At 61.9% G+C, this 20,044-nt stretch carries 21 protein-coding genes and 1 pseudogene; 13 read left to right on the top strand and 9 right to left on the bottom strand.

The annotated features are described in order from the left end of the window. Positions 1–93: 93 nt before the first annotated feature. The 3 genes from BLV09_RS04385 (at position 94) to BLV09_RS04395 (ending at position 4,079) form a co-directional block, all read left to right on the top strand. Positions 94–2,115 (top strand): PQQ-binding-like beta-propeller repeat protein, encoded by a 2,022-nt coding sequence (locus tag BLV09_RS04385; RefSeq protein WP_167558620.1) that lies wholly within the window; start codon positions 94–96, stop codon positions 2,113–2,115. Between the two features lie 92 nt (positions 2,116–2,207). Beyond that, positions 2,208–3,164, top strand: a complete 957-nt coding sequence (gene dmeF / locus BLV09_RS04390; RefSeq protein WP_146686434.1) for a CDF family Co(II)/Ni(II) efflux transporter DmeF — start codon at positions 2,208–2,210, stop codon at positions 3,162–3,164. 99 nt (positions 3,165–3,263) lie between these two features. After that, positions 3,264–4,079, top strand: coding sequence for an N-acyl homoserine lactonase family protein (locus tag BLV09_RS04395; RefSeq protein WP_433994409.1), 816 nt, complete (start codon positions 3,264–3,266; stop codon positions 4,077–4,079). 65 nt (positions 4,080–4,144) lie between these two features. Here BLV09_RS04395 and BLV09_RS04400 read toward each other — a convergent pair whose 3' ends face one another. Further along, complete coding sequence (locus BLV09_RS04400; RefSeq protein ID WP_146686436.1) at positions 4,145–4,969, bottom strand: helix-turn-helix domain-containing protein; 825 nt, start codon at positions 4,967–4,969, stop codon at positions 4,145–4,147. 81 nt (positions 4,970–5,050) lie between these two features. On the opposite strand from BLV09_RS04400, the gene BLV09_RS04405 reads away from it, so the two are divergent. Beyond that, positions 5,051–5,944, top strand: a complete 894-nt coding sequence (locus tag BLV09_RS04405) for a DMT family transporter (protein ID WP_146686437.1) — start codon at positions 5,051–5,053, stop codon at positions 5,942–5,944. Positions 5,945–5,947: 3 nt separating this feature from the next. On the opposite strand, the gene BLV09_RS04410 is transcribed toward BLV09_RS04405, so the two are convergent. From BLV09_RS04410 to BLV09_RS04420, 3 genes are read right to left on the bottom strand one after another with little or no spacing between them, the layout of a single operon-like run. Continuing rightward, positions 5,948–6,364: a RidA family protein gene (locus BLV09_RS04410; RefSeq protein WP_146686438.1), complete on the bottom strand. Its 417-nt coding sequence runs from the start codon at positions 6,362–6,364 to the stop codon at positions 5,948–5,950. Between the two features lie 27 nt (positions 6,365–6,391). Then, positions 6,392–6,655, bottom strand: a complete 264-nt coding sequence (locus tag BLV09_RS04415) for a hypothetical protein (RefSeq protein WP_244548966.1) — start codon at positions 6,653–6,655, stop codon at positions 6,392–6,394. Further along, entirely contained in the window at positions 6,652–7,809 is a 1,158-nt protein-coding gene (locus BLV09_RS04420) for an MFS transporter (protein WP_146686439.1), read from the bottom strand. Before BLV09_RS04420 ends, BLV09_RS04415 begins: the two co-directional genes overlap by 4 nt. A gap of 154 nt (positions 7,810–7,963) precedes the next feature. Here BLV09_RS04420 and BLV09_RS04425 point away from each other — a divergent pair, with 154 nt between their 5' ends. Continuing rightward, entirely contained in the window at positions 7,964–9,223 is a 1,260-nt protein-coding gene (locus BLV09_RS04425; protein ID WP_100382223.1) for an adenylate/guanylate cyclase domain-containing protein, read from the top strand. An 86-nt stretch (positions 9,224–9,309) separates the two neighbouring features. Here the strand turns inward: BLV09_RS04425 and BLV09_RS04430 are convergent, their stop codons facing one another. Next, positions 9,310–10,563 carry an MFS transporter gene (locus BLV09_RS04430; RefSeq protein WP_146686440.1) on the bottom strand — a complete coding sequence of 418 codons (1,254 nt, stop codon included), beginning with the start codon at positions 10,561–10,563 and terminating at the stop codon, positions 9,310–9,312. A 587-nt stretch (positions 10,564–11,150) separates the two neighbouring features. Here BLV09_RS04430 and BLV09_RS04435 point away from each other — a divergent pair. Then, positions 11,151–12,536: an Nramp family divalent metal transporter gene (locus BLV09_RS04435; RefSeq protein ID WP_146686441.1), complete on the top strand. Its 1,386-nt coding sequence runs from the start codon at positions 11,151–11,153 to the stop codon at positions 12,534–12,536. Between the two features lie 26 nt (positions 12,537–12,562). Here the strand turns inward: BLV09_RS04435 and BLV09_RS04440 are convergent, their stop codons facing one another. From BLV09_RS04440 to hemB, 3 genes are all read right to left on the bottom strand, one after another. After that, positions 12,563–13,339, bottom strand: coding sequence for an arginyltransferase (locus tag BLV09_RS04440; protein WP_100382221.1), 777 nt, complete (start codon positions 13,337–13,339; stop codon positions 12,563–12,565). 89 nt (positions 13,340–13,428) lie between these two features. Further along, positions 13,429–13,980, bottom strand: a complete 552-nt coding sequence (locus BLV09_RS04445) for an RDD family protein (protein WP_146686442.1) — start codon at positions 13,978–13,980, stop codon at positions 13,429–13,431. Between the two features lie 263 nt (positions 13,981–14,243). Further along, the gene (gene hemB / locus BLV09_RS04450) at positions 14,244–15,305 is read right to left on the bottom strand and encodes a porphobilinogen synthase (protein WP_146686443.1); all 1,062 of its coding nucleotides are present in this window, start codon (positions 15,303–15,305) and stop codon (positions 14,244–14,246) included. Positions 15,306–15,469: 164 nt separating this feature from the next. On the opposite strand from hemB, the gene BLV09_RS04455 reads away from it, so the two are divergent. Both BLV09_RS04455 and ldtR read left to right on the top strand, forming a co-directional pair. Then, on the top strand, positions 15,470–15,928 hold the full coding sequence (locus tag BLV09_RS04455) for a DUF6163 family protein (RefSeq protein ID WP_146686444.1): 459 nt from the start codon (positions 15,470–15,472) through the stop codon (positions 15,926–15,928). A gap of 479 nt (positions 15,929–16,407) precedes the next feature. Then, positions 16,408–16,923 (top strand): transcriptional regulator LdtR, encoded by a 516-nt coding sequence (ldtR, locus tag BLV09_RS04460; RefSeq protein ID WP_100382217.1) that lies wholly within the window; start codon positions 16,408–16,410, stop codon positions 16,921–16,923. 242 nt (positions 16,924–17,165) lie between these two features. On the opposite strand, the gene BLV09_RS04465 is transcribed toward ldtR, so the two are convergent. After that, entirely contained in the window at positions 17,166–17,525 is a 360-nt protein-coding gene (locus tag BLV09_RS04465) for a hypothetical protein (protein WP_146686445.1), read from the bottom strand. A 260-nt stretch (positions 17,526–17,785) separates the two neighbouring features. Here BLV09_RS04465 and BLV09_RS04470 point away from each other — a divergent pair, with 260 nt between their 5' ends. The 5 genes and pseudogenes from BLV09_RS04470 (at position 17,786) to BLV09_RS38435 (ending at position 19,934) form a co-directional block, all read left to right on the top strand. Then, the gene (locus tag BLV09_RS04470; protein ID WP_146686446.1) at positions 17,786–18,010 is read left to right on the top strand and encodes a hypothetical protein; all 225 of its coding nucleotides are present in this window, start codon (positions 17,786–17,788) and stop codon (positions 18,008–18,010) included. 20 nt (positions 18,011–18,030) lie between these two features. Beyond that, the gene (locus tag BLV09_RS04475) at positions 18,031–18,252 is read left to right on the top strand and encodes a hypothetical protein (RefSeq protein WP_146686447.1); all 222 of its coding nucleotides are present in this window, start codon (positions 18,031–18,033) and stop codon (positions 18,250–18,252) included. Positions 18,253–18,274: 22 nt separating this feature from the next. After that, positions 18,275–19,036, top strand: a complete 762-nt coding sequence (locus BLV09_RS04480; RefSeq protein WP_433994380.1) for a glutathione S-transferase — start codon at positions 18,275–18,277, stop codon at positions 19,034–19,036. Further along, positions 19,008–19,723 (top strand): annotated as a pseudogene (locus BLV09_RS04485) (IS5 family transposase). Before BLV09_RS04480 ends, BLV09_RS04485 begins: the two are co-directional and overlap by 29 nt. After that, entirely contained in the window at positions 19,680–19,934 is a 255-nt protein-coding gene (locus BLV09_RS38435; protein ID WP_283806833.1) for a glutathione S-transferase family protein, read from the top strand. Before BLV09_RS04485 ends, BLV09_RS38435 begins: the two are co-directional and overlap by 44 nt. Positions 19,935–20,044 lie beyond the last annotated feature (110 nt).

A 20,044-nucleotide genomic window follows, 5' to 3' on the forward strand; every position in this document is an offset into this window, starting at 1 on the left:
AACGCGGATAAGACCGGGTTATCGACCCCATAATCTCCTTTGACGGCGGGCCGCTTCTCGGGGATGCTCGGCCTCAAAATCAAGGAGGCAGCCTTGCGTGCAAAGGGATTGCCGGGACCGGGGAGAGCATCGCTCGCCGTCGCAACAATGACCGGCATCGCATTCGCGTTGCTCGGGTTACCTGCACCCCTTCATGCGCAGGCCATTCCCGGCGCTCAGGAAGAGTCCATCAAGGCGCTGTCGCAGGGTGAATGGCGCGCTTACGCCGGAACCTATGCCGCCGCGCGTTATTCGCCGCTGGCGCAGATTGATCGCGGCAACGCCAGGGATCTCCATATCGCCTGGCGCTGGAAGTCTCCCGATCAGGCGATCAAGGACGCCAATCCACAGATCGGTCCCAGCTTCGCCAATGAGTCGACGCCGCTGATGGTCGGCGGCACGCTTTACACCAGCACATCGCTCTCTGAGGTCGCCGCCATCGACGCCGCGTCAGGCGAAACCAAGTGGGTGTTCGATCCCAAGATCTACGAGAACGGTCTTGGTCTTCCCGCCAACCTTGGATGGCTGCATCGCGGTGTCGCCTATTGGCGCAACGGTGACGACGAGCGCATCGTGATCCTCACCGCGTTCGCGCAGATGATCGCGCTCGATGCCAGGACCGGAAAGCCGGTGCCGACATTCGGGACCGATGGCCGGATCGATCTTACCGAAGGCCTGCGCCGGCCGGTCGATCGCGACTACTACACGATGACTTCGCCGCCGGTGATCGTCCGCGGCGTCATTGTGGTCGGATCGTCGGTGATGGACTGGTGGGCGCACCGGCCGTCGCCGCCCGGCGATGTCAGGGGCTTCGATGCCGTCACCGGCCGTCTGCTCTGGACCTTCCATACCGTGGGGCAGGGCGAAGAGCCCGGCGCTGAAACCTGGGAGAACGAGTCCTGGAAACAGGCCGGCAATGCCAATGTCTGGGCGCCGATCAGCGCCGATGAGGAGCTTGGATATGTCTATCTGCCGGTCTCCACGCCGACCAACGACTATTACGGCGGCGATCGCCCCGGTGATGGCCTCTATGGCGAGAGTCTCGTTTGTCTGGATGTGGCGACCGGCAAGAAGGTCTGGCATTACCAGCTCGTCCATCACGGCCTGTGGGACTACGACCCGCCGGCCGCGCCTAACCTGATCGACATCACCGTCGGCGGAAAACGCATCAAGGCAGTCGCGCAGGTTACAAAGCAGGCTTTTGTCTATGTGTTCGACCGCATCACCGGCCAGCCGGTGTGGCCGATCGAGGAACAGCCGGTGCCGGGCTCCAGCGTGCCCGGCGAGCGCGCCTCGAAGACACAGCCGGTTCCGACCAAGCCAGCCCCGTTCGATCTGCAGGGAGCGCGCGACGAGGATCTGATCGATCTGACGCCGGAGATTCACAAGGAGGCGATCGATATCGCCGCCGCCTATGACCGTGGCGGGTTGTTCACGCCGCCGTCGCAGCGCGGCATGATCCAGGTGCCCGGCAACGCCGGTGGTGCAAGCTGGGCCGGCGCCGCGATCGATCCGGAAACCGGCCTGCTCTATGTCGGCACGCAACACCTGCCGACCCTCGTCACCATTCGCAAGCCGGAGCCCTGGCAGTCGTCCTACGATTTCATCGGGTTGCCCAGCTATGTTCCGGGGCCGCGGGGATTGCCGCTGCTCAAGCCGCCGTTCGGCAGCATTGTCGCGATCGACATGAATACAGGCGATCACCGCTGGCGCATTCCTGTCGGCCGCAGCACGGCGATGCTCTCGATCCAGAAGCTCGGCATCCGCGAGCCGCTGGGACTGCCGTTCCGCAGCTGGGCGCTGGTGACCAAGACCGTCATGATCGTCGTGCAGATGGGATATTTTAGTCCGCCGCGCTTCGTGCCCGGCCTCAATTTGCCGATCAGGGATTTGCACAATCTCGATCCGCATCTGTGGGTCTACGACAAGACCAGCGGTGAAATGCTGGCCGAGATCGCGCTACCCGCCAACGCGTCCGGCGCGCCGATCACGTACATGGCCGGCGGCAAGCAATTTATCGCATTCCCCGTTGGCGGAGGCCCATTGGTCGAGGAGCTGATTGCCGTTTCGCTTTGAAGGGAAGCGTTGCGCCGTCCCGATTTCGTGGAATTTTCGTCTTGGCGAGCTATATTCAGCAGGGACGCGCGCGATACCTTTGAGGATGCGCCATGCACTCACATTCACTCGACCAATGGACCCATGATCACGTGTTCCTTGGTTCGGAGCACGAACACAATGAGCGCCGCACCTGGTTCGTGGTCGCGCTGACCGTCGTCATGATGGCCGGCGAAATTACCGCCGGATCGTTTTTCGGGTCGATGGCGCTGCTGGCCGACGGCTGGCACATGGCCACTCACGCCGCCGCGCTCGGGATCGCGGGGTTTGCCTATCTGTTCGCCCGCCAGCATGCGCGCAGTTCGCGCTTCAGCTTCGGCACCGGCAAGTTCGGCGATCTGGCCGCGTTTTCCAGTGCGATCATCCTCGGGCTGATCGCGGCCCAGATCGCCTATGAAAGCGCCTACCGGCTGGTTTACCCGATTCCGATTGCCTATGGCGAAGCGATCCCGGTCGCGGTGCTGGGCCTGGCCGTCAACCTTGTCAGCGCCTGGCTGCTGCGCGAGACGCATGACCATGATCATCATGGCCACGGCCATTCCCATTCCCACGGCGGCCACGATCATCACGACAACAACCTTCGCGCGGCCTATATCCACGTCCTGGCCGACGCGGCAACGTCTGTTCTCGCAATCACGGCGCTGGTGATCGCGATGTACTCGCGATGGACCTGGGCCGATCCGGCGGTCGGAATCATCGGCAGCGTTGTGATCGCCAGTTGGGCGTTCGGCCTGATCCGCGCGTCCGGCGCCGTGCTGCTCGACGTCAGCGCCGACGAGGACCTCGAATCCGTGATCCGCGACCGGCTGGAGACCAAGGGCGATCGCGTCACCGACCTGCATCTGTGGCAGGTCGGTCCCGGTCATCGCGCCGCGGTGATATCGCTTGTCTCCGACAATCCATTGCCGCCCGCGACCTACAAGCGCCGCCTCGGTGGCCTCAAGAGTCTTTGCCACGTGACGGTTGAGGTCGAGCGTTGCCCGCATGAACGGCTTGAGCACCAGCGCTGATTTGGCGGGCCATGCGTGATCATAGAACAGCCTCGATAAAGTAACATTGGTGCCGTCGGCTCTGGTCCGCTGATGAGGGAGAAGCGCATGAACCGGTTCATGGGATTGGCTGCGTTGCTGTCAGTTGTTTTGTCAGCGAATCTGGCTCACGCGCAAACGGGCAAGCCGGGCGTCGAAAAGCTTTACATTCTCAATTGCGGCGAGGGCGTCGCCGGCGATATTTCGCGGTGGTCTCCCGGCGTCAACGAAGGCCAATCGATGGACTTCGTCGACAATTGCTATCTCATCAAGCATGCGCAAGGCTGGTTCCTGTGGGACACCGGCATCCCTGATGCGGTCGCGGCCATGCCAAATGGTCTGCCGTCGCCCGATCCGAAGGGCGTCTCCTGGAAGCGTCCGAAGACATTGGCGGCCCAGCTCGATCAGCTCGGTGTCAAACCTTCCGACATCAAGACCATGGCTGTCTCGCATACCCATCCCGATCACATCGGCAATGTGGAAATGTTTCCGGACGCGATGCTTTATGTGCAGAAGGCCGAGTACGAATGGCCCGGCGCCAACAACGAACCTCGCTTCAAGCCGTCACATCCGGTCACGAAGCTGGAGGGGGACCGCGACGTCTTTGGCGACGGCAGCCTGATCATCCTCTCGACGCCGGGACACACGCCCGGCCACCAGTCGTTGCTGGTGAAATTGCCGAAGACGGGCGCGATCGTTCTTTCCGGTGACGCTGCTCATTTCAAGAGCAACTGGGATAACCGCCGTGTTCCCAGCATCAATTTCAGCAAGGATGAGACGCTGGCATCGATGCAAAAGATCTCGGACACGCTGGCCAAGGACAATGCGCAGCTCTGGATCAATCACGACAGGGCACAGCGCGACAGCCTGAAGATGTCTCCTGAATTCTACGACTGAACATTGCTGCAATTTGCATCGCTGTCTCTGCCGCAATCGCATGTTCTGCTTTGCACGGATGACTCTCATCTAGCGACTGACCGCGCGCCGGGCGTGCCTTCGGACCAGCCGCGCAGGATGCCCGCGGTCTCGTTATCCATCGGAAAGAAGCATTCGATCCGCAGCTCTTGCAGCGTGATGTCCTGGGGAATCCCCAGTGTCGCGATGGTCGTGAACAGTCGCAGGTCGGTCTTGCCTTTTCGGAAATGCATGGGGAGGACCGGCGCGATCGCCAGCTCGGATGGTGGGGCGTTGAGGGTCTCTCGCACACCTTGATAGCCGAGCAGCCTTTCGAGCAAAGCCGCGGTCTCGGGAGTGCCGTCGATTGCTGCGTCTGCTTCTACGCTCCGGATGAAATAGCGAACCACGTCTGGCCAGTTCACGAGATGCGGCCGCAATATGTCAGGTGCGACCAAAGCATCGGCCAGATTGATCGGTGTATCCGGCGCCAGCGGCCCGACCAGGAATTCGACCAGGCGCACCGCGCCCGAATTACTTCGAAGCAAATTCCAGTGTCGATCGACGGCAACACCGGGAAAGGGCTCCTGCTGGGCAAGCATGTAGTCGAGCGCGCTGCGGATCTGGTCGAGCTCGGGGGCGGCAAGGTTGGTCTGTCGCCAGACCGGCGCAAAGCCGGCTGATATCAGCAAGGCGTTGTGCTGACGCAGCGGCACGTCGAGTGCCACCGCAAGCCGCATCACCATCTCGCGGCTGGGTAATGCGCGGCCCAATTCCAGGAAGCTCAAATGACGCTGCGAGATTTCGGTGCGCCCTGCAAGATCGAGCTGCGAGAGGCCCCGGTGCCGGCGCCACCAGCGCAAGCTGGCTGCAAAGCTTGGTTGCCGCGACATGAATACCTGCCAGGTAGTTGCCGAAACGTCGCCGTTCGGCAGGATGCCACAGGCCGGTGCGGCGAGACACAGGAGATCAGCGTGGGTGAGGGGATCGGTGTTTCGATTGCGTTGGTCTCGAGCTGCCTCGGTGGCACGGCTGCGGCCGTTACCCGCTATCTGGTCGGCAATGCCGATCCGATTACACTGGCCATTCTGCGCTGGGGAATAGGGTTCGCTTGTGTGCTGCCGACCGCGCTATTCCTTCGCGTGAGGTGGCCGCAGCGCAGTGATTGGCTTGCGGTCGCCACCCTCGGGCTATGCTTCTTCGGTCTGTTCTTTATCCTCTACAACATCGCGATCGGTTTCACGACCGCGGCGCGGGCCAGTCTGGCATTGGCGACGTTGCCGCTGCATACAATGGTTGTCGGTGCGTTGCTTGGTATCGAGCCGTTGACGGTGCGGAAATCAACCGGTGTCTGCGTGGCCGTGCTCGGTGTCGTCGCCGCGCTCGCATCCGGCCTATCAGCGGCACCACCGGGTGCATGGCGAGGCGAGCTGATCATGACCGCGGCGGTCTTGTGCATGGCCTTTTACAACGTCTTGTCGCGTCCATTCATCCAGCGATCGAGCGCGCTCGGCTTCCTGGCGCTGGGCATGGGAACGGGCGCGGCGGCGCTTATCGTGATGGGATCGCTGACCGGCAGCATCGCGGTTTTGCGCGGTTTTGATGCCGCGCAATGGACGGCCGGCGTTTACCTCGGTGTCGCCGGCGGTGCTTTCGCTTTCATCCTCTGGGTCCTGGCGCTGGAGCGCGCGACGCCGACACGCGTCGCCAGCACCATGACGGCCAATCCAATCGCGGCGGCCTTGCTCGCCAACCAACTGGTCGGTGAGCCGATCACGGTCAATCTTGTCGTCGGGCTTGTCGCGGTATTTGCCGGGATATGGATCGCCACCACAGGTGTTACGCCGCGAAAGCTAGCCGCTTCGTAAACATCAGGCCGCGGCGATGGCCTCGATCTCGATCATGAAATCCGGGCCGTATAGTTTCGATACCTCGACCAGCGTCACCGCAGGCGCTGCCGGCGGCGCCACCGATGCAAGGAAGCGGTTTCTCGCCTCGCGATAGCCCGCGAGATTGTTCATGTCGGTGAGAAACACCGTCAGCTTCACCAGATTGGCCGGCGTGCATCCGCTCGCCTCCAGGGCCACAGTGAGGTTGCTGAACACCTGCGCCGCCTGCGCGGTGAAGTCATTCTTGCCGACCAGATGGCCGTCGCGATCGAGCGCGGTCTGGCCTGCGATGAAGATCATGCGGCCGGCGCTGACATCGACGATTTGGGAATAGCCGGGCGGCGTTCCAAGTTCCGGTGGATTGATGCGCCGGATCGACGGCGTTGCTTCGCGGGGCATATCTGCAATCCCAATTGAAGAAAGTTTTCAATTCCGCGGCGCGGATACCGCTGGCGGCTCGGCGCCGGGAGACTTCTTCGGATTCATCGTACCCGCGAGGTACGACACGCTGAACACCAGCAAAAGACCGATGACATAAACCACATAGGCTTGCGGCGGGGTGATCGCCCACTGCACTAAGCCCTTGAGAGAGGTGGTCGGACCGGTTTCGTTTTCCATGCCGTGGTTTTGCTCGAAACGGGCGGGAATTGGAAGGGGTAAATCGGCCCGGCGAATCCGTGCGCCGATCACGACGCGGCCGACTCCTGCCGCAGCAGGCACAGCGCCAGCAGAGCCGCGAGACTAAGCGCGGAGGAGACGATCAGGATGCGCTCGCCCATGGTGTCGATCAGCAATCCGAACGCCAGTGGCGCCGCCGCCTGCGCCATCCGCGCCGGGGCGCCGATAATGCCTAAGCGATAGCCATAATTTTCCGGGCCGAAGATCGCCAGCGGCAGCGTGCCGCGCGCAATCGTCAGGATGCCGTTGCCGGCGCCGTGAAAGATCGCGAACAGGCTGGCCGCCCCGCCGCCGGCCAGCGCGAGGATCGCGGCGCCGATCGGGTGCGTCAGGCACGCCAGTCGGGTCGACACCAGTGGATGATAGCGGCTTAAAAAGCTCGCCTCGACGATCCGGGCAATGACCTGCGCCGGGCCGATCAGCGCGCCGGCGGTCACCGCCTGCCGGCTTGTGGCTCCCGCGGCCTCGAGGATGCGGGGTAAATGGGCCGCCATCGCTCCGGTGACGCTCCAGGCCGAGGCAAACGCGAAAGCCAGCAGGATCATGGTTCGATCAATGGGGATGTGAGGCTTGATCGGCTTTTCCGCCGTTACTTTCGTGCCCTTCACGGTGGGCAGGATAAGCAGGTTGATCGGCAGGCCGATCAGGATGTGCGCCGCCGCCCATGCGAAACAGGTGTCGCGCCAGCCGATGCTGTCCAGTCCCCAGGCGGTCAGGGGCCATCCCACGGTGCTGGCAAAGCCGGCGATCAGGGTGATGCCGGTGATCGCGCCGCGGGAGGCATTGCCATAGATGCGGCCCAGCGCGGCAAAGGCGGCATCGTAGAGCCCAAGGCCCATGCCGATGCCGAGCAGAAGCCAGGCCAGCAGCAGCACCGGGATCGACCAGGTGACGCCAAGCAGTGCCAGTCCCGCGCCCAGTGTCAGATTGGAAAGCGACAGCACCTGCCGGCCGCCGACGAGATCGATCTGCCGGCCGATGCGCGGACCAAGCACGGCTGAAAGCACCAGCGACGCCGAGAACGCCGCAAAGATCCAGTTGCTGGAAACGCCGAGGTCGCGCGCGATCGGATCGGCCAGGATCGCGGGCAAATAATAGCTCGAAGCCCAGGCCAGCGTCTGTGTCGTACCAAGTCCGAGAATGATGGGGAACTGGCGACCGCTCATTTACCCGCGAACTTGGTTGCTGCGGCCTGTGCCTGCATTTGCGTCCGTTCTGCTTTGCTGTCAACATTTGCATCTGTCACACAATGGTCGTCAAGCCGCGGCTGCCGTCAGCCCGAAACCTTTCGCTTCAGGCGATTGCGCGGCATAATGCCGTATGGAGTTCACGCCTCGACTGAACCTGATGAACTGGCTGGTCAGCCAGGGTCTCACGGGTCTGCCCGAAAACGATATGCTCCGTGGCTTCTGCGAACGCTGTCGGGCGGAGGGGCTCGATCTGTCGCGCGGTCTTGTCTTCATCGACACGCTGCATCCGATTTTCGAGGGCCGTGGATTTCGCTGGAACGACACCGAGACCAACGAGAGCGATATCTTCGAATACGGATCGACCAGCGCGGGCGATGCGGCGCAGAACTGGCGGCGCTCGACCTTCTTTCACATGCTCGAGCACGGCCACGACGAGATGCAAATCGACCTCGCGGACTGCGCTTCGCTCGATTTCTCGATGATCGACGATCTGGCCGGGAAGGGGCACAGGCATTTTGTGGCCTTCGTGCATCGGTTCGGCGAAACCGGCACCATCGGCCAGATGGATTGCGTCTATTCCTACTGGCTGACCCGGCGGCCCGACGGATTCAGCGAGCAAGGCTTGTCGGCGCTGCGCGACCTGGTGCCGCTGCTGGGACTGGCGATCAAATCCGCCGCCCAGGTCGACATCGCGCGAACGCTGGGCCGGGTCTATCTCGGGCGCGACGCCTCCGAGCAGGTTCTGCGCGGGCGGATATCGCGCGGCGTGACCGAGCGCATCAATGCGGTGCTGTGGTTCTCCGATCTGCGCGGCTCGACCGCGATCAGCGAAAACATGACGCCCGACGAGATCATCCCGTTCCTCAACGATTACGCACAGGCCGCGATCGACGCCATTCATGACGCCGGCGGCGACGTGCTCAAGCTGATCGGCGACGGCGTGCTTGCGATGTTCACCGGCGAGGACATGGCGGCTGCCAGGCGCGGCGCGCTGCGGGCCGAGCATCGTTTCCGGCACAACATGAGCACGCTCAACGCCCGTCGCTCGGCCGAGGGCCGTCCGACCACATCGGCCTATGTCGGCCTGCATGTCGGCGAAGTCTTTTACGGCAATATCGGCAGCGACGACCGGCTCGATTTCACGGTGGTGGGACCGGCGGTCAATGAAGTCAGCCGCATCGCTTCGATGTGCGGTTCTGTCGATCGCGAGTTTCTGGCGTCCGCCGACTTCCGCGCCGGTCTCGATTCAGCCGGGCGCGGCAACCTGGTATCCACCGGGCGGTTTGCGCTTCGCGGTATCGGCCGTGCCCAGGATCTCTACACGCTCGATCCTGTCATCGCCGCGGATGAGGCGGCGGCCGGGCGCTATGAGCGTTACCTGGAGACCTGAGCTGTTCTCTAAGAACCATCCTTGAAGCGAATATCCAGAGTCCGAAGAAAGCTGGATTGCTTCGCTCCTCACGATGATGAAAGCCATCAGCAAGCCCGCAGCGCTTTCGCCGGCTCACCTACCATCTCCGGCTGCTGCGCCAGCGAGACCGCCGGCGACATCAGGATCACCAGCGCCTGCGCGCCGAAGATCGCGACCGCCAGATAAAGACAGGCTTCGGCGCCGTAAAATCCGCCGACGATGGCGCCGAGCGCGGAGCCGACCGGGCGTGCGCCATAGCTCATGATATTGATGGCGGAGACGCGGCCGAGCAGGCTCGGCGGCGTCACCGATTGACGCAACGTCGTGGTGCTGATCACCCACAGGATCGGACCGGCACCGAGCAGGAAGAAGCCGAAGCCCGCGAGCACGGGGCTCGGCACGAAGGTCGTCAGCGCCAGCACTACGGCGGCGATGAAACCGATCACCGGCCCAAGCGCGATCACGGTGCCAAATGGCAGGCGCCGCATCACCCGAGTCGCCGACAGCGCGCCCACCACCATGCCCACGCCGTACATCGCAAGCGTGGCGCCGACGCCGGTTGCCGACAATCCCAGACGACGCACCGCGTAGGGTACGAACACCGCGAGCAGCAGGAATGATGCCGTGTTGAAAATGAACTGCGTGATGAATACCGGCCGCAGCAGCGCATGGTGCAGCACGAAGGCAGCGCCTTCCTTGATCTCCTGCAGCGGATGGCGTCGCGGCGCCGGCGCACGCGCGGGCTCATAAATCCCCGATAGCAGCACCACCGCCACGACAGAGAGTGCGGCGGCAAATCCGAATGCGGGCGCAGCCCCCACCCAACCGACCAGCACGCCGCCCAGCGCGGGTCCGCTCGCGAAAGCAACGGTGCGCGCCAGTTCGATCCGCGCATTGGCCGCGGGCAGCAATTTCGGCGACACCAGAGACGGCACCAGCGCCGGCGCCGCGACGCTGTAGGCCACCGTGCCGCACACCGCGATAAAGCCCGATAGCGCGAGCAAAGGCAGTGTCAGCAGGTTGAGCCAGATCAGCGCCAGAATAGCGGCGAGGGCGGCCGCCCGCAGCGCTTCCGCTGACGTCATCAGCCAGCGCCGCGAGATGCGGTCGGCCAGCATGCCTGCCGGGATCGCGAACAGGATAAACGGTAGCGTCAGCGCGGTCTGCAGCAGACCGGTCTGGCCTTCGCCGACGCCGAGCAGCAGCACCGCGACAATGGGGGCTGCGGCCAGTGCAATTTGCTCGGCCGATTGCGCGGCGAGGTTGGACCAGGCGAGCCGGTTGAAGGTCGGCGGCAGCGTGTTGTCGATCGCGGCCATGATCGGATTCCCTTGCATTGTCTTTGCTGCCGACAATGTCGCGCTCCGATCACCGTCAAACCACCCGCTTTCCGATAAAGCTCCGGCGACGAACGTGGGAACTGGATTCTTATATCCATCAAGGACTCGCTGGCTCGCACAGCGATTCCTATGGGCGGCTCACGCTCGGGATTTGCCGGCGGGCCAGCCAGGGTTTGAGCGCGAGCTGATCGAAAAGTGCGCCAGTGACAAACACGCGCGCGCAAAATTACGTGGATCGAATGTCCTGAGGACTCAAACCTATCCCGGGATGGCCATTCCCCAGCGGCTCGGCGGCGTGCGAAAGGCGACGTGGATGCCGCGGCTAATCGGCGTCGATCCCGGCCCCCAAGCTCGTCATGATGAAAAGGCGTTTGGATACCACCGAATCCCGACGGCTGGGCGAAGAGTGGAAATTAGGGCTGAGCGGGCACTAAGGACCCGGACTCTCGTGGCTTGAAGGCAGGCGGGAACCCGTGGCCGCCGGTGTAGCGGACCGGAGTTCCAACCATCTCAGATGCAGTTGCAAATGAGTTGCAATAAAGAGGGATATCCTCCATCTTGGGAGGATGGACGCTAGAACTCCGGATTTAAATCCTGATTCCTCTCCAACGGCCGTGGCAGCCTCTCAGCTGGACGGCTCCGGCTGGCGCGCGGCGCGAGGCGAACCCTCGCTGGCCGGCATGTTCGCCTCGGTGCAGACGGCGAAACAAGGGTCTTTCTGGCGCAAGCTGCTGGCCTTCCTCGGCCCGGGATATCTGGTCGCGGTCGGCTACATGGACCCCGGCAATTGGGCGACCTCGCTCGCGGGCGGTTCCAGATTCGGCTACGCGCTGCTGACGGTCGCATTGTTGTCCAACGTGATGGCGATCGTGCTGCAGTCGCTTTGCACGCGGCTCGGCGTCGGCGCGGGGCGCGATCTCGCACAGGCCTGCCGCGATTCCTTTCCGCGTTGGGTGTCGCTGCCGCTGTGGCTGTCGGCGGAAATTGCGATCACCGCGACCGACCTCGCCGAGGTGATCGGCACCGCGATCGGCCTCAATCTCTTGTTTCATATTCCGCTCGAGATCGGCGTGATCATCACCGCCGCCGACGTGTTTCTGATCCTCGCGCTGCAGGCGTTCGGCTTTCGCTGGATCGAGGCCTTCGTGGTGGCGATGCTGGGCGTGATCGCAGCCTGTTTCGCCGTCCAGATCGCGATGGCCGATCCCGACTGGGGGGCGGTGCTGCGAGGCTTCGCGCCGACCAGCGAGATCTTGGCCAATCCGCAAATGCTGTATCTCGCGCTCGGCATTCTCGGCGCCACCGTCATGCCGCACAATCTCTATCTGCATTCGGGCCTGGTGCAGACGCGCAGCTATGGCGACAGCGTCAGCGAAAAGCGCGAAGCGATCAAGCTCGCGACGATCGATTCCTCGATCGCGCTGTGTCTGGCGCTCGTCATCAATGCGTCGATCCTGATCCTGGCGGCGGCGACCTATCATCGCGCCGGCAAGATCGACGTCGCCGAACTCGACCAGGCGCATGCGTTCCTGGCGCCGCTGCTTGGCTCGACGCTGGCGCCGACGCTGTTTGCGGTCGCGCTGTTGTGCTGCGGGCTGAATTCAACGATCACCGCGACCTTGTCGGGCCAGATCGTGATGGAGGGATTTCTCAATCTGCGCATCGCGCCATGGCTGCGGCGGATGGTGACGCGGATGATTGCGATCGTGCCGGCGGTGGTCGTCACGATCTGGGCCGGCGAGAAAGCGACCGGTCAGCTCCTGATTTTCAGCCAGGTGGTGCTCAGCCTGCAATTGCCGTTCGCCGTGGTGCCGCTGGTGATGTTCACCGCCAGCCGGGCCAAGATGGGACCTTTCGTCGCGCCGCGCTGGCTGACGCTGCTGGCCACGCTGACGGCGGCGATCATCATCGCGCTGAACATCAAGCTGGTGTTTGATTTTATGATCGGCTGAGGAGCTGCGAATAGCGGTTCGCCGGCTCAATCCTGCGGTTCCGACGGCACTTCGCCCGAGGCATCGACGCGCAGCCAGCCGCTGGGCGCAAGCCGCTGCTGCGGCAGGAAGCGGCCCTTGTAGTCCATCTTCTTCGAGCCTTCGATCCAGTAGCCGAGATAAACGTAAGGCAGTCCCTGGCGTCGCGCGCGGTTGATGTGGTCGAGGATCATGAAGGTGCCAAGTGAACGGCTTTGCTCGGACGGCTCGAAGAACGAATACACCATCGACAGTCCGTCGCTCAGCACGTCGGTCAGCGCGACCGCGAGCAGATCGGAGCCGCGGCCGGTGATGCCGCTATCGATGTTGCGGCGGCGATATTCGATGATCCGGGTTTCGACGTGGCTGTCCTCGACCATCATGGCGTAGTCCAGCACCGTCATGTCGGCCATGCCGCCGTGGCGGTGGCGCTGGTCCAGATAGGCGCGAAAGACCGAATATTGCTCCGACGTCGGCACCGCGCTGCGTTGTTCGCCGACAATGTCGGTGTTGCGGGCGAGGATTTTCCTGAAATTACGCGAGGGCCGGAATTCGTTGGCGACGACGCGCACCGAGACGCAGGCGCGGCACTGATCGCAGGCGGGCCGATAGGCAATCGACTGGCTGCGCCGGAACCCGCCATGGGTCAAAAGGTCGTTGAGGTCGCCTGCCTTGTCGCCGACCAGATGCGTAAACACCTTCCGCTCGTGCCGGCCCGGCAGATAGGGGCAGGGCGAGGGCGCAGTCAGATAGAACTGCGGGGTGTCACGCGAATGCTGGGTCACTGGATGTCGTCGGGCTCCGAAACGGCAAAACGCAGCATCGCGCCGCGGCGGCCAATGGTCAATCGGTTTGCCTTTGTGCGCATTCGCGGTCAGAACGTCCGCGCCGGCTGCGGTACCGGGACACGGACCGAGCTGTTAACGATCACGGTTCCCAGGACGATGTCGTGCAGCAGGCGCCGGCGGCCGTTGAACAGCCCGATCAGCAGAACGAACGGCGTGAGGAAAGATACCGACACCCAGAACAGCAGGGCATGCGCGGCGCCCAGCACGAAGTAGCTGGGCGAGCCGTACCAGGTGCGCATCTCCAGATCCATCAGCCGCATGCCGAGGGTCGCGGAATGCGGCCCCCCGAGCGAGGAGCCGTAATAGACCAGCGCCCAGATCACCGAGGCCGGCGACACCAGCCAGAACAGCGCCCAGCCCAGCCCCAGCGTGACCAGGCCGAACACGGCAATGAACACGCAGGCCAAAATCACGGGCACCGAAAGCACGACGAGGTCAACCAGGAACGCAAATATCCGGCGGGTCAGCACGCCGCGAAACAATTCGGGCTGCGACCAGGGATCGAAGGCATGCGGCTGAGCTTCGCCCTCATTGCGCCAGGCACCGCCGCCGGTATTACCCGAACCACTGTAAGACATGACCAGCCCTCCAAGAGTGAGCGTGCATTCCAGGAATGCTCTCCAAGCGTGCATTGCGGTAGCATCCCTCGCCGCAAGGACATGGGAACCGCCGGAGCGCTTGCAAGACTCAGCTAAATTAAGAAAGCGAAATAATTCGGCGATTCCGCGGCCAAGCCACGCGCATGCGGCGTCATGGCCACAAGCGAGGCGCCGAATTAATCCAGCCCCGCTCGCGGCTCTGGATGGCTTCGCCGCCGCCCGCAATGGCGGGTTGTGGCCCTTTAGCCCTGGTTTCTTAGTTTCTCCGCCGCCTGCGGCGCGAAGTAGGTCAGGATACCGTCAGCGCCGGCGCGCTTGAAGGCAACTAGGCTTTCCATCATCGCCCGCTCGCCATCGATCCAGCCATTGCCCGCGGCGGCCGCGATCATCGCGTATTCGCCCGACACCTGATAGACGAAAGTCGGCATCGCAAAGGCGTCTTTGACCCGCCGCACGATGTCGAGATAGGGCATGCCCGGCTTCACCATCACCATGTCGGCCCCCTCGGCGATATCGAGCTCGACTTCGCGCAAGGCCTCGTCCGAATTGGCGCTGTCCATCTGGTAGGTGCGCTTGTCGCCGGTCAGCGTTTTCGCCGAGCCGATGGCGTCGCGGAACGGGCCATAGAAGGCGGAGGCATATTTCGCCGCATAGGCCATGATCTGGACGTCCAGGAAACCGGCGGCGTCCAGCGCCTCGCGGATGGCGCCGACGCGGCCGTCCATCATGTCTGACGGCGCGATGATGTCGCAGCCGGCTTCGGCCTGCACCAGCGCCTGGCGCACCAAGACCGCGACGGTCTCGTCGTTGAGGATTCGGCCGTCCTCGATCAGTCCGTCATGGCCGTGGCTGGTAAAGGGATCCAGCGCCACATCGCAGAGCACGCCGAGATCGGGGAATTCCTTCTTGATCGCGCGGACCGATTTGCAGACGAGATTGTCAGGATTGACCGCTTCCGAACCGTGCTCGTCGCGCAGCGAAGCCTCGGTGTAGGGAAACAGCGCGAGGCAGGGGATGTTCAGCTTCGCCGCGCGCTCGGCGTCGCGTACCGCCTGGTCGACGCTGAGCCGGTCGACGCCGGGCATCGAGGTGATCGCCGTGCGCTGGTTGTGGCCATCGACCACGAACAACGGCCAGATCAGATCGTCTGTCGTCAGCACATTCTCACGCACCAGACGCCGCGCCCATTCGGCCTTGCGGTTACGGCGGGGACGGATGGTCAAATCGAGAGGGGAGGCGGCCAGCGCAGGTTTTGGGCGCGGGGTGTCGCGCATTTCGATCGGGCGCCCAAATTTGATCGCCATGTGTGGATACTCCTCAAGCGGCAGGCCAGTTTCGACTTTTTCCAGTTCTAGCACCTTGCGCGCGCGCCGTCACCGCAACCGGCCTGATCAAGCCAATTGATTTTGCCGGCCTGCCGGGCCAAGACGTCACAGCGAGCTTTCAAAAAATATGAGCCCCGTTTCACATGTCTGAAACCCCATCGCGCGACCAGTCGCGGGACGCCATGTCGGTCGCGGCGATCTCATCCGACCGAATCCAATCCGACGACAATGTCTGGACCCGGCGGCTGGTGTTTTTCCTGCGCATCATGGCCGTGATCTCGGTGGCCAAGGGCCTCTATCATTGGGCGCAGGTCACGGGCTTTGTCGGCGGCGAAGACGAGGCATTCGAAAACCAGCCCATGGCATGGCAAACCGCGACGGTGTACTTCGCGGTAATCGAACTCGTCGCCGCCGTCGGATTGTGGCTCGCTACGCCGTGGGGCGCGGTGGTCTGGCTCACCACCGTGGTGTCGATGGCGGTGATTGAACTGATGTTCCCCGGAATCTATGGCGGCAGTCTGTTGATCGTGGGTTTCGAAGCCTTGATGCTGGCGGCTTACCTTGCACTCGCCTGGATGGCGGCACGCGAACGACCGCCATAAAGCGTTATCGAGCGAAACCTGCCCGCTTGGATAGCGGGATGGATACCGGTTCGCGCAAAGAAAACGCGTCAAAAAAACGATGATCGGCCTGTGCGGAAATTGGCGTATCCGCCGCTCACCGGATTATCGCAAATCCGAGTCAGGGACCCTAAAATTTTTCGCAGATTTTTCCGGTAACTTTTCAGTCACCCTAACACGGTGGTCATACCTGTTACGCGGACCTTTCGAATTTGAATGATGTTGTTTCCATATGTAACAAGTCCCGCAGACGAAGCGTGAACAACGCCCTCCCACCGTCAATGAAAAGTTGCCAGAAGCCCTTTATCCATGGGCTTAATCCGTGATTCACTGTCTTAAATTCATGATCTCTTTATTGTCTTATTTAAGCGGATCTTCAACCGACCCCCTTAAGTTGAAGCTATCAGGCGAGACAAAAGTTTCGTCGAATAAGTCGATAAAAACGACAACAGGGGAATGTCATGATGAAAGCCGTTGCAACGGCGGTGGAAACCGCTGAACGCGCTGCCGGTCAAGCTCCGGTTCAGCCGCTCTATCTTGAAGCATTGACTCTGGTGGAGCGGTTGCATCGCCGCCTGCTCGACGTCATCAAGGATGAGTTCGATCGTCGCGGCCGTGCCGACATCAATTCGGTGCAGGCACTCCTGCTCTATAATATCGGCGACAAGGAATTGACCGCGGGCGAACTGCGCACGCGCGGTTACTACCTTGGCTCCAATGTCTCCTACAATCTGAAGAAGCTGGTCGAACTGGGCTTCCTCGATCATCAGCGTTCGCGTGTTGATCGCCGCTCGGTCCGCATTCGCCTCACCGCGCAGGGCCAGGAAATCCGCCGCATCGTCGATGCGCTCTATCAGAAGCACGTCAAGACCGTGGAGCAGGTCGGCGGCATCTCGAACGAGGAATTCGCGACCCTGAACAAGTCGCTGCACCGGCTCGAGCGGTTCTGGACCGACCAGATCCTGTATCGGCTCTGAGATTTTCGGCTGAAGAAAACGGCCAAAAAAATCGGCCAAGCCGGCATCTTAAAAGACCGGCGGCCTTTACCTTAAGTGACACTTCCCAAAAAAGCGCATCGGGTCCGGTTTTCCGGCCCCGGTGCGTTTTGTTTTGGTGTTGCAAAAGATCTTTTCCCGCAGTGGAGCGGGTGTCCCTGAGCTGACGGCCAAAGATAACGACATCTTGCGAGCCGAACCTCTCAAGCGTGTATTACCGGCGGTCAGAGAGTAGACCCGTCACGCCGGCGTACACTGATGCTTTCACCGTGCACTGCTATGCAATCCCTGACGTTGGCGCCCTGGGCCAGACTCGCTTGACGATTGTGCCATTGCTGCGGTGTGACGCCGGCTTTGGAAAGGCAGGAGTTGAAGGTCCGGCCTTCGCCCGTTCCGGCGTCTCGGCACAGCCGATAAGGCTCGGCCTTTTCAGCGGGGACGGAATAGGCTCGCCATTGTGCATAGGTGAAGCCGTACTTCTTCATGCAGGCCAGTGCGTGCGGAGTGTCGTTGCGTGGTTCGGCCGCAGCCCCGCCAGCGCAAATGGTTAAAACGGCAACCGATACGTAAAATAGCGATTTCATAATGGATGTCCCCCACGGAAGCAGAAAAGAGCGTCAATCTAACTTTCGAAGATCGTACCTACAAGGTGAGCTAAGAGCGTCTGGCAACCTGTCCGCAGCTATTGTGGAGACGATACGCCCTGCCGAAAGGTCACCTGATTTAGGACCAACTTTGAGGATCGGTCAGCGGTTGTTGTTTGGCACTGCAAAAAAATAGATTTCCCGAAAGGGAACTTGCTCCGGTCTCGCGCTTTACTTTTACGTAGCAGAGGACGGAAGCCATGCTGGTCGAGCGCGGGTTGCAATTAGTAAATGTCGAGGTCATCGGCGACGCCTATGCTATCGCCGCGAACTATCTCCGCAAGAGCGGACTGATTCCCGACGCCATCGCTCCCAACGACCGGCTGCTCGAACTCATCGTCGAAATGTTTCATCGCGGCGAATCCAACAAGATCAGGCTCGCCAACAAGGCGATTGCGAAATTTGAAGCCGCGCAACTCGTTTGACTCCCAGCCAAGAGGAAATCATGGAAGCCGCTATCGACCGCATCATGCAAACCTATGCCCTGCTGGTGAATCGCTCTACCGCTGCCAGCGAGGAGGCGCGCGCCAAGGTTACCGAGTATGTAGGCAAACTGTTCGAAGCCGGCGAAAAGGACCCGCAGCGTCTGGCCGTGTGCGGCCTGACCTATTTGCGCGAACTCGACGGCAGCACCGATCCGGTGAAGGCCGGTTATACAGGACTGTAGGGGTAGGTTGTCTCTCCAAAACTTGTCATGGCCGGGCTTTGAGCCCGCCATCTACTTTTTTGTAGATCGTCGGGATAACTCAAGACAGGGATCACTGGGACAGCCCGGTGATGACATCGAAGTTGAGACGGCTGCTTTTTATCGAAAGTCTCTGATAAGCCTCAGGTCCGAAAAAGAGCTCAGAGGAAATCCCATGCTCACCCTGCATCATCTCAACGATTCCCGCTCGCAGCGGATTCTATGGCTGCTGGAAGAGCTCGGCACGCCCTATGAGATGAAGCGCTACCAGCGCGACGCGAAGACGCGGCTGGCGCCGCCGGAGCTTGAGCAGGTGCATCCGCTTGGCAAGTCGCCTGTCATCACCGACGGCGAGATCAGGATCGCGGAATCGGGCGCGATCGTGGATTACATCATCCGCCGCTACGGCAAAGAAAACGATAGACCTGCGATGATGCCGGTGCCCGGAGGGGCCGAGTATGAGGCCTACAATGAGTGGCTGCATTATGCCGAGGGCTCGGCGATGCTGCCGCTGATGCTCAACCTCTATGTCTCCAGGCTGAAGGAGGCGGGAGCGCCGTTGCATCCGCGCATCGACAGCGAAATCGCCAACCACCTCGGTTATGTCGATGGTGCGCTAGGTGGTGTGGACTCTAAGGATTCCCTTTTAGGAGCAAATCAGATTCAAGGCTTCTTTTTGGGAGGCGGCCTTGGGTGTGATGGATCGGTTGGTTTTGAGCGATGCGGCTTGGGAGCGGATGGCGCCTCTGATTATAGGTCGGCCTGACCAGAAAGGCTCCACCGGGCGCGACAACCGGATGTTCGTGGAAGGTGTGCTGTGGATCGTGCGGACGGGCTCTCCCTGGCGTGATCTTCCGGAAGCGTTCGGGGATTGGAACAGCGTGTTCCGGCGCTTCAGTCGATGGAGCATCAAGGGTGTTTGGTGGCGGATCTTCGAGGCGATGTCCGACGACCCGGATTTCGAATATCTGATCGTCGATTCCACCGTCGTCCGGGCGCATCAGCACGCTGCCGGGGCGAAAAAAGGGGGTCTGAAGATCAGGCGCTTGGCCGCTCGCGCGGCGGCCTGAGCACCAAGATACATCTGGCCGTTCGCGGCCTGGGATGTCCGGTGCGCTTCACGCTTACCGCAGGTCAGAAGGGCGATGCACCGCAAGCCGCCGCATTGATCGAGGGATTGCCCGCCGAGATCGTTATGGCCGATACAGCCTATGACGCCGATCATTTGCGCGAAGCCATCGCCGCCAAGGGAGCGCTCGCCGTCATCCCCAACAACCCGTCACGCGCGCTCAAATATCCGCTCGACAAACATCTCTATGCCCAGCGCCATCTTGTCGAATGCTGCTTCTCCAAGCTCAAGCAATTCCGCCGCGTCGCCACCCGCTTCGAAAAGACCGCTCGAAATTACCTTGCCGTCATCACTCTCGCAGCCATCATCTTATGGATGCGATAAGTGTCCACACCACCTAGAGGGACGCGAGTTCTTTGTCGGCAACTCGCTGACCGGCGCCGATATCCAGATGAGTTTTGTTGGCGACATGGCGAAGGTGTTCGAGAAGCTTGGGCCCTATCCGAACCTGAGCGCCTGGGTGTCGCGGATGCATGCGCGCCCGGCCTTCCAGCGCTCCATCGAAAAGGGCGGGGCGTACCGCTTTGCGAAGTGAGGAGGAGCGGGCTCAATCAGGTGATTTGCCTGTCCAGCCCTCTGCTCAAAAATATTCCTGTTCCCGCCCGACCCAAATCAAATTTACAACCCGCGCCGTCCCGTCCCCCA

Source organism: Bradyrhizobium canariense, from assembly GCF_900105125.1.
Lineage (GTDB): Bacteria > Pseudomonadota > Alphaproteobacteria > Rhizobiales > Xanthobacteraceae > Bradyrhizobium > Bradyrhizobium canariense_A.

Excerpts from the sequence above, each read along its gene's own strand:
- dmeF (WP_146686434.1), top strand. The coding sequence starts at position 2,208 with ATGCACTCACATTCACTCGACCAATGGACCCATGATCACGTGTTCCTT.
- BLV09_RS04395 (WP_433994409.1), top strand. The coding sequence starts at position 3,264 with ATGGGATTGGCTGCGTTGCTGTCAGTTGTTTTGTCAGCGAATCTGGCT.
- BLV09_RS04400 (WP_146686436.1), bottom strand. The coding sequence starts at position 4,969 with ATGTCGCGGCAACCAAGCTTTGCAGCCAGCTTGCGCTGGTGGCGCCGG.
- BLV09_RS04410 (WP_146686438.1), bottom strand. The coding sequence starts at position 6,364 with ATGCCCCGCGAAGCAACGCCGTCGATCCGGCGCATCAATCCACCGGAA.
- BLV09_RS04420 (WP_146686439.1), bottom strand. The coding sequence starts at position 7,809 with ATGAGCGGTCGCCAGTTCCCCATCATTCTCGGACTTGGTACGACACAG.
- BLV09_RS04425 (WP_100382223.1), top strand. The coding sequence starts at position 7,964 with ATGGAGTTCACGCCTCGACTGAACCTGATGAACTGGCTGGTCAGCCAG.
- BLV09_RS04430 (WP_146686440.1), bottom strand. The coding sequence starts at position 10,563 with ATGGCCGCGATCGACAACACGCTGCCGCCGACCTTCAACCGGCTCGCC.
- BLV09_RS04435 (WP_146686441.1), top strand. The coding sequence starts at position 11,151 with ATGGACGCTAGAACTCCGGATTTAAATCCTGATTCCTCTCCAACGGCC.
- BLV09_RS04445 (WP_146686442.1), bottom strand. The coding sequence starts at position 13,980 with ATGTCTTACAGTGGTTCGGGTAATACCGGCGGCGGTGCCTGGCGCAAT.
- hemB (WP_146686443.1), bottom strand. The coding sequence starts at position 15,305 with ATGGCGATCAAATTTGGGCGCCCGATCGAAATGCGCGACACCCCGCGC.
- BLV09_RS04455 (WP_146686444.1), top strand. The coding sequence starts at position 15,470 with ATGTCTGAAACCCCATCGCGCGACCAGTCGCGGGACGCCATGTCGGTC.
- ldtR (WP_100382217.1), top strand. The coding sequence starts at position 16,408 with ATGATGAAAGCCGTTGCAACGGCGGTGGAAACCGCTGAACGCGCTGCC.
- BLV09_RS04465 (WP_146686445.1), bottom strand. The coding sequence starts at position 17,525 with ATGAAATCGCTATTTTACGTATCGGTTGCCGTTTTAACCATTTGCGCT.
- BLV09_RS04470 (WP_146686446.1), top strand. The coding sequence starts at position 17,786 with ATGCTGGTCGAGCGCGGGTTGCAATTAGTAAATGTCGAGGTCATCGGC.
- BLV09_RS04475 (WP_146686447.1), top strand. The coding sequence starts at position 18,031 with ATGGAAGCCGCTATCGACCGCATCATGCAAACCTATGCCCTGCTGGTG.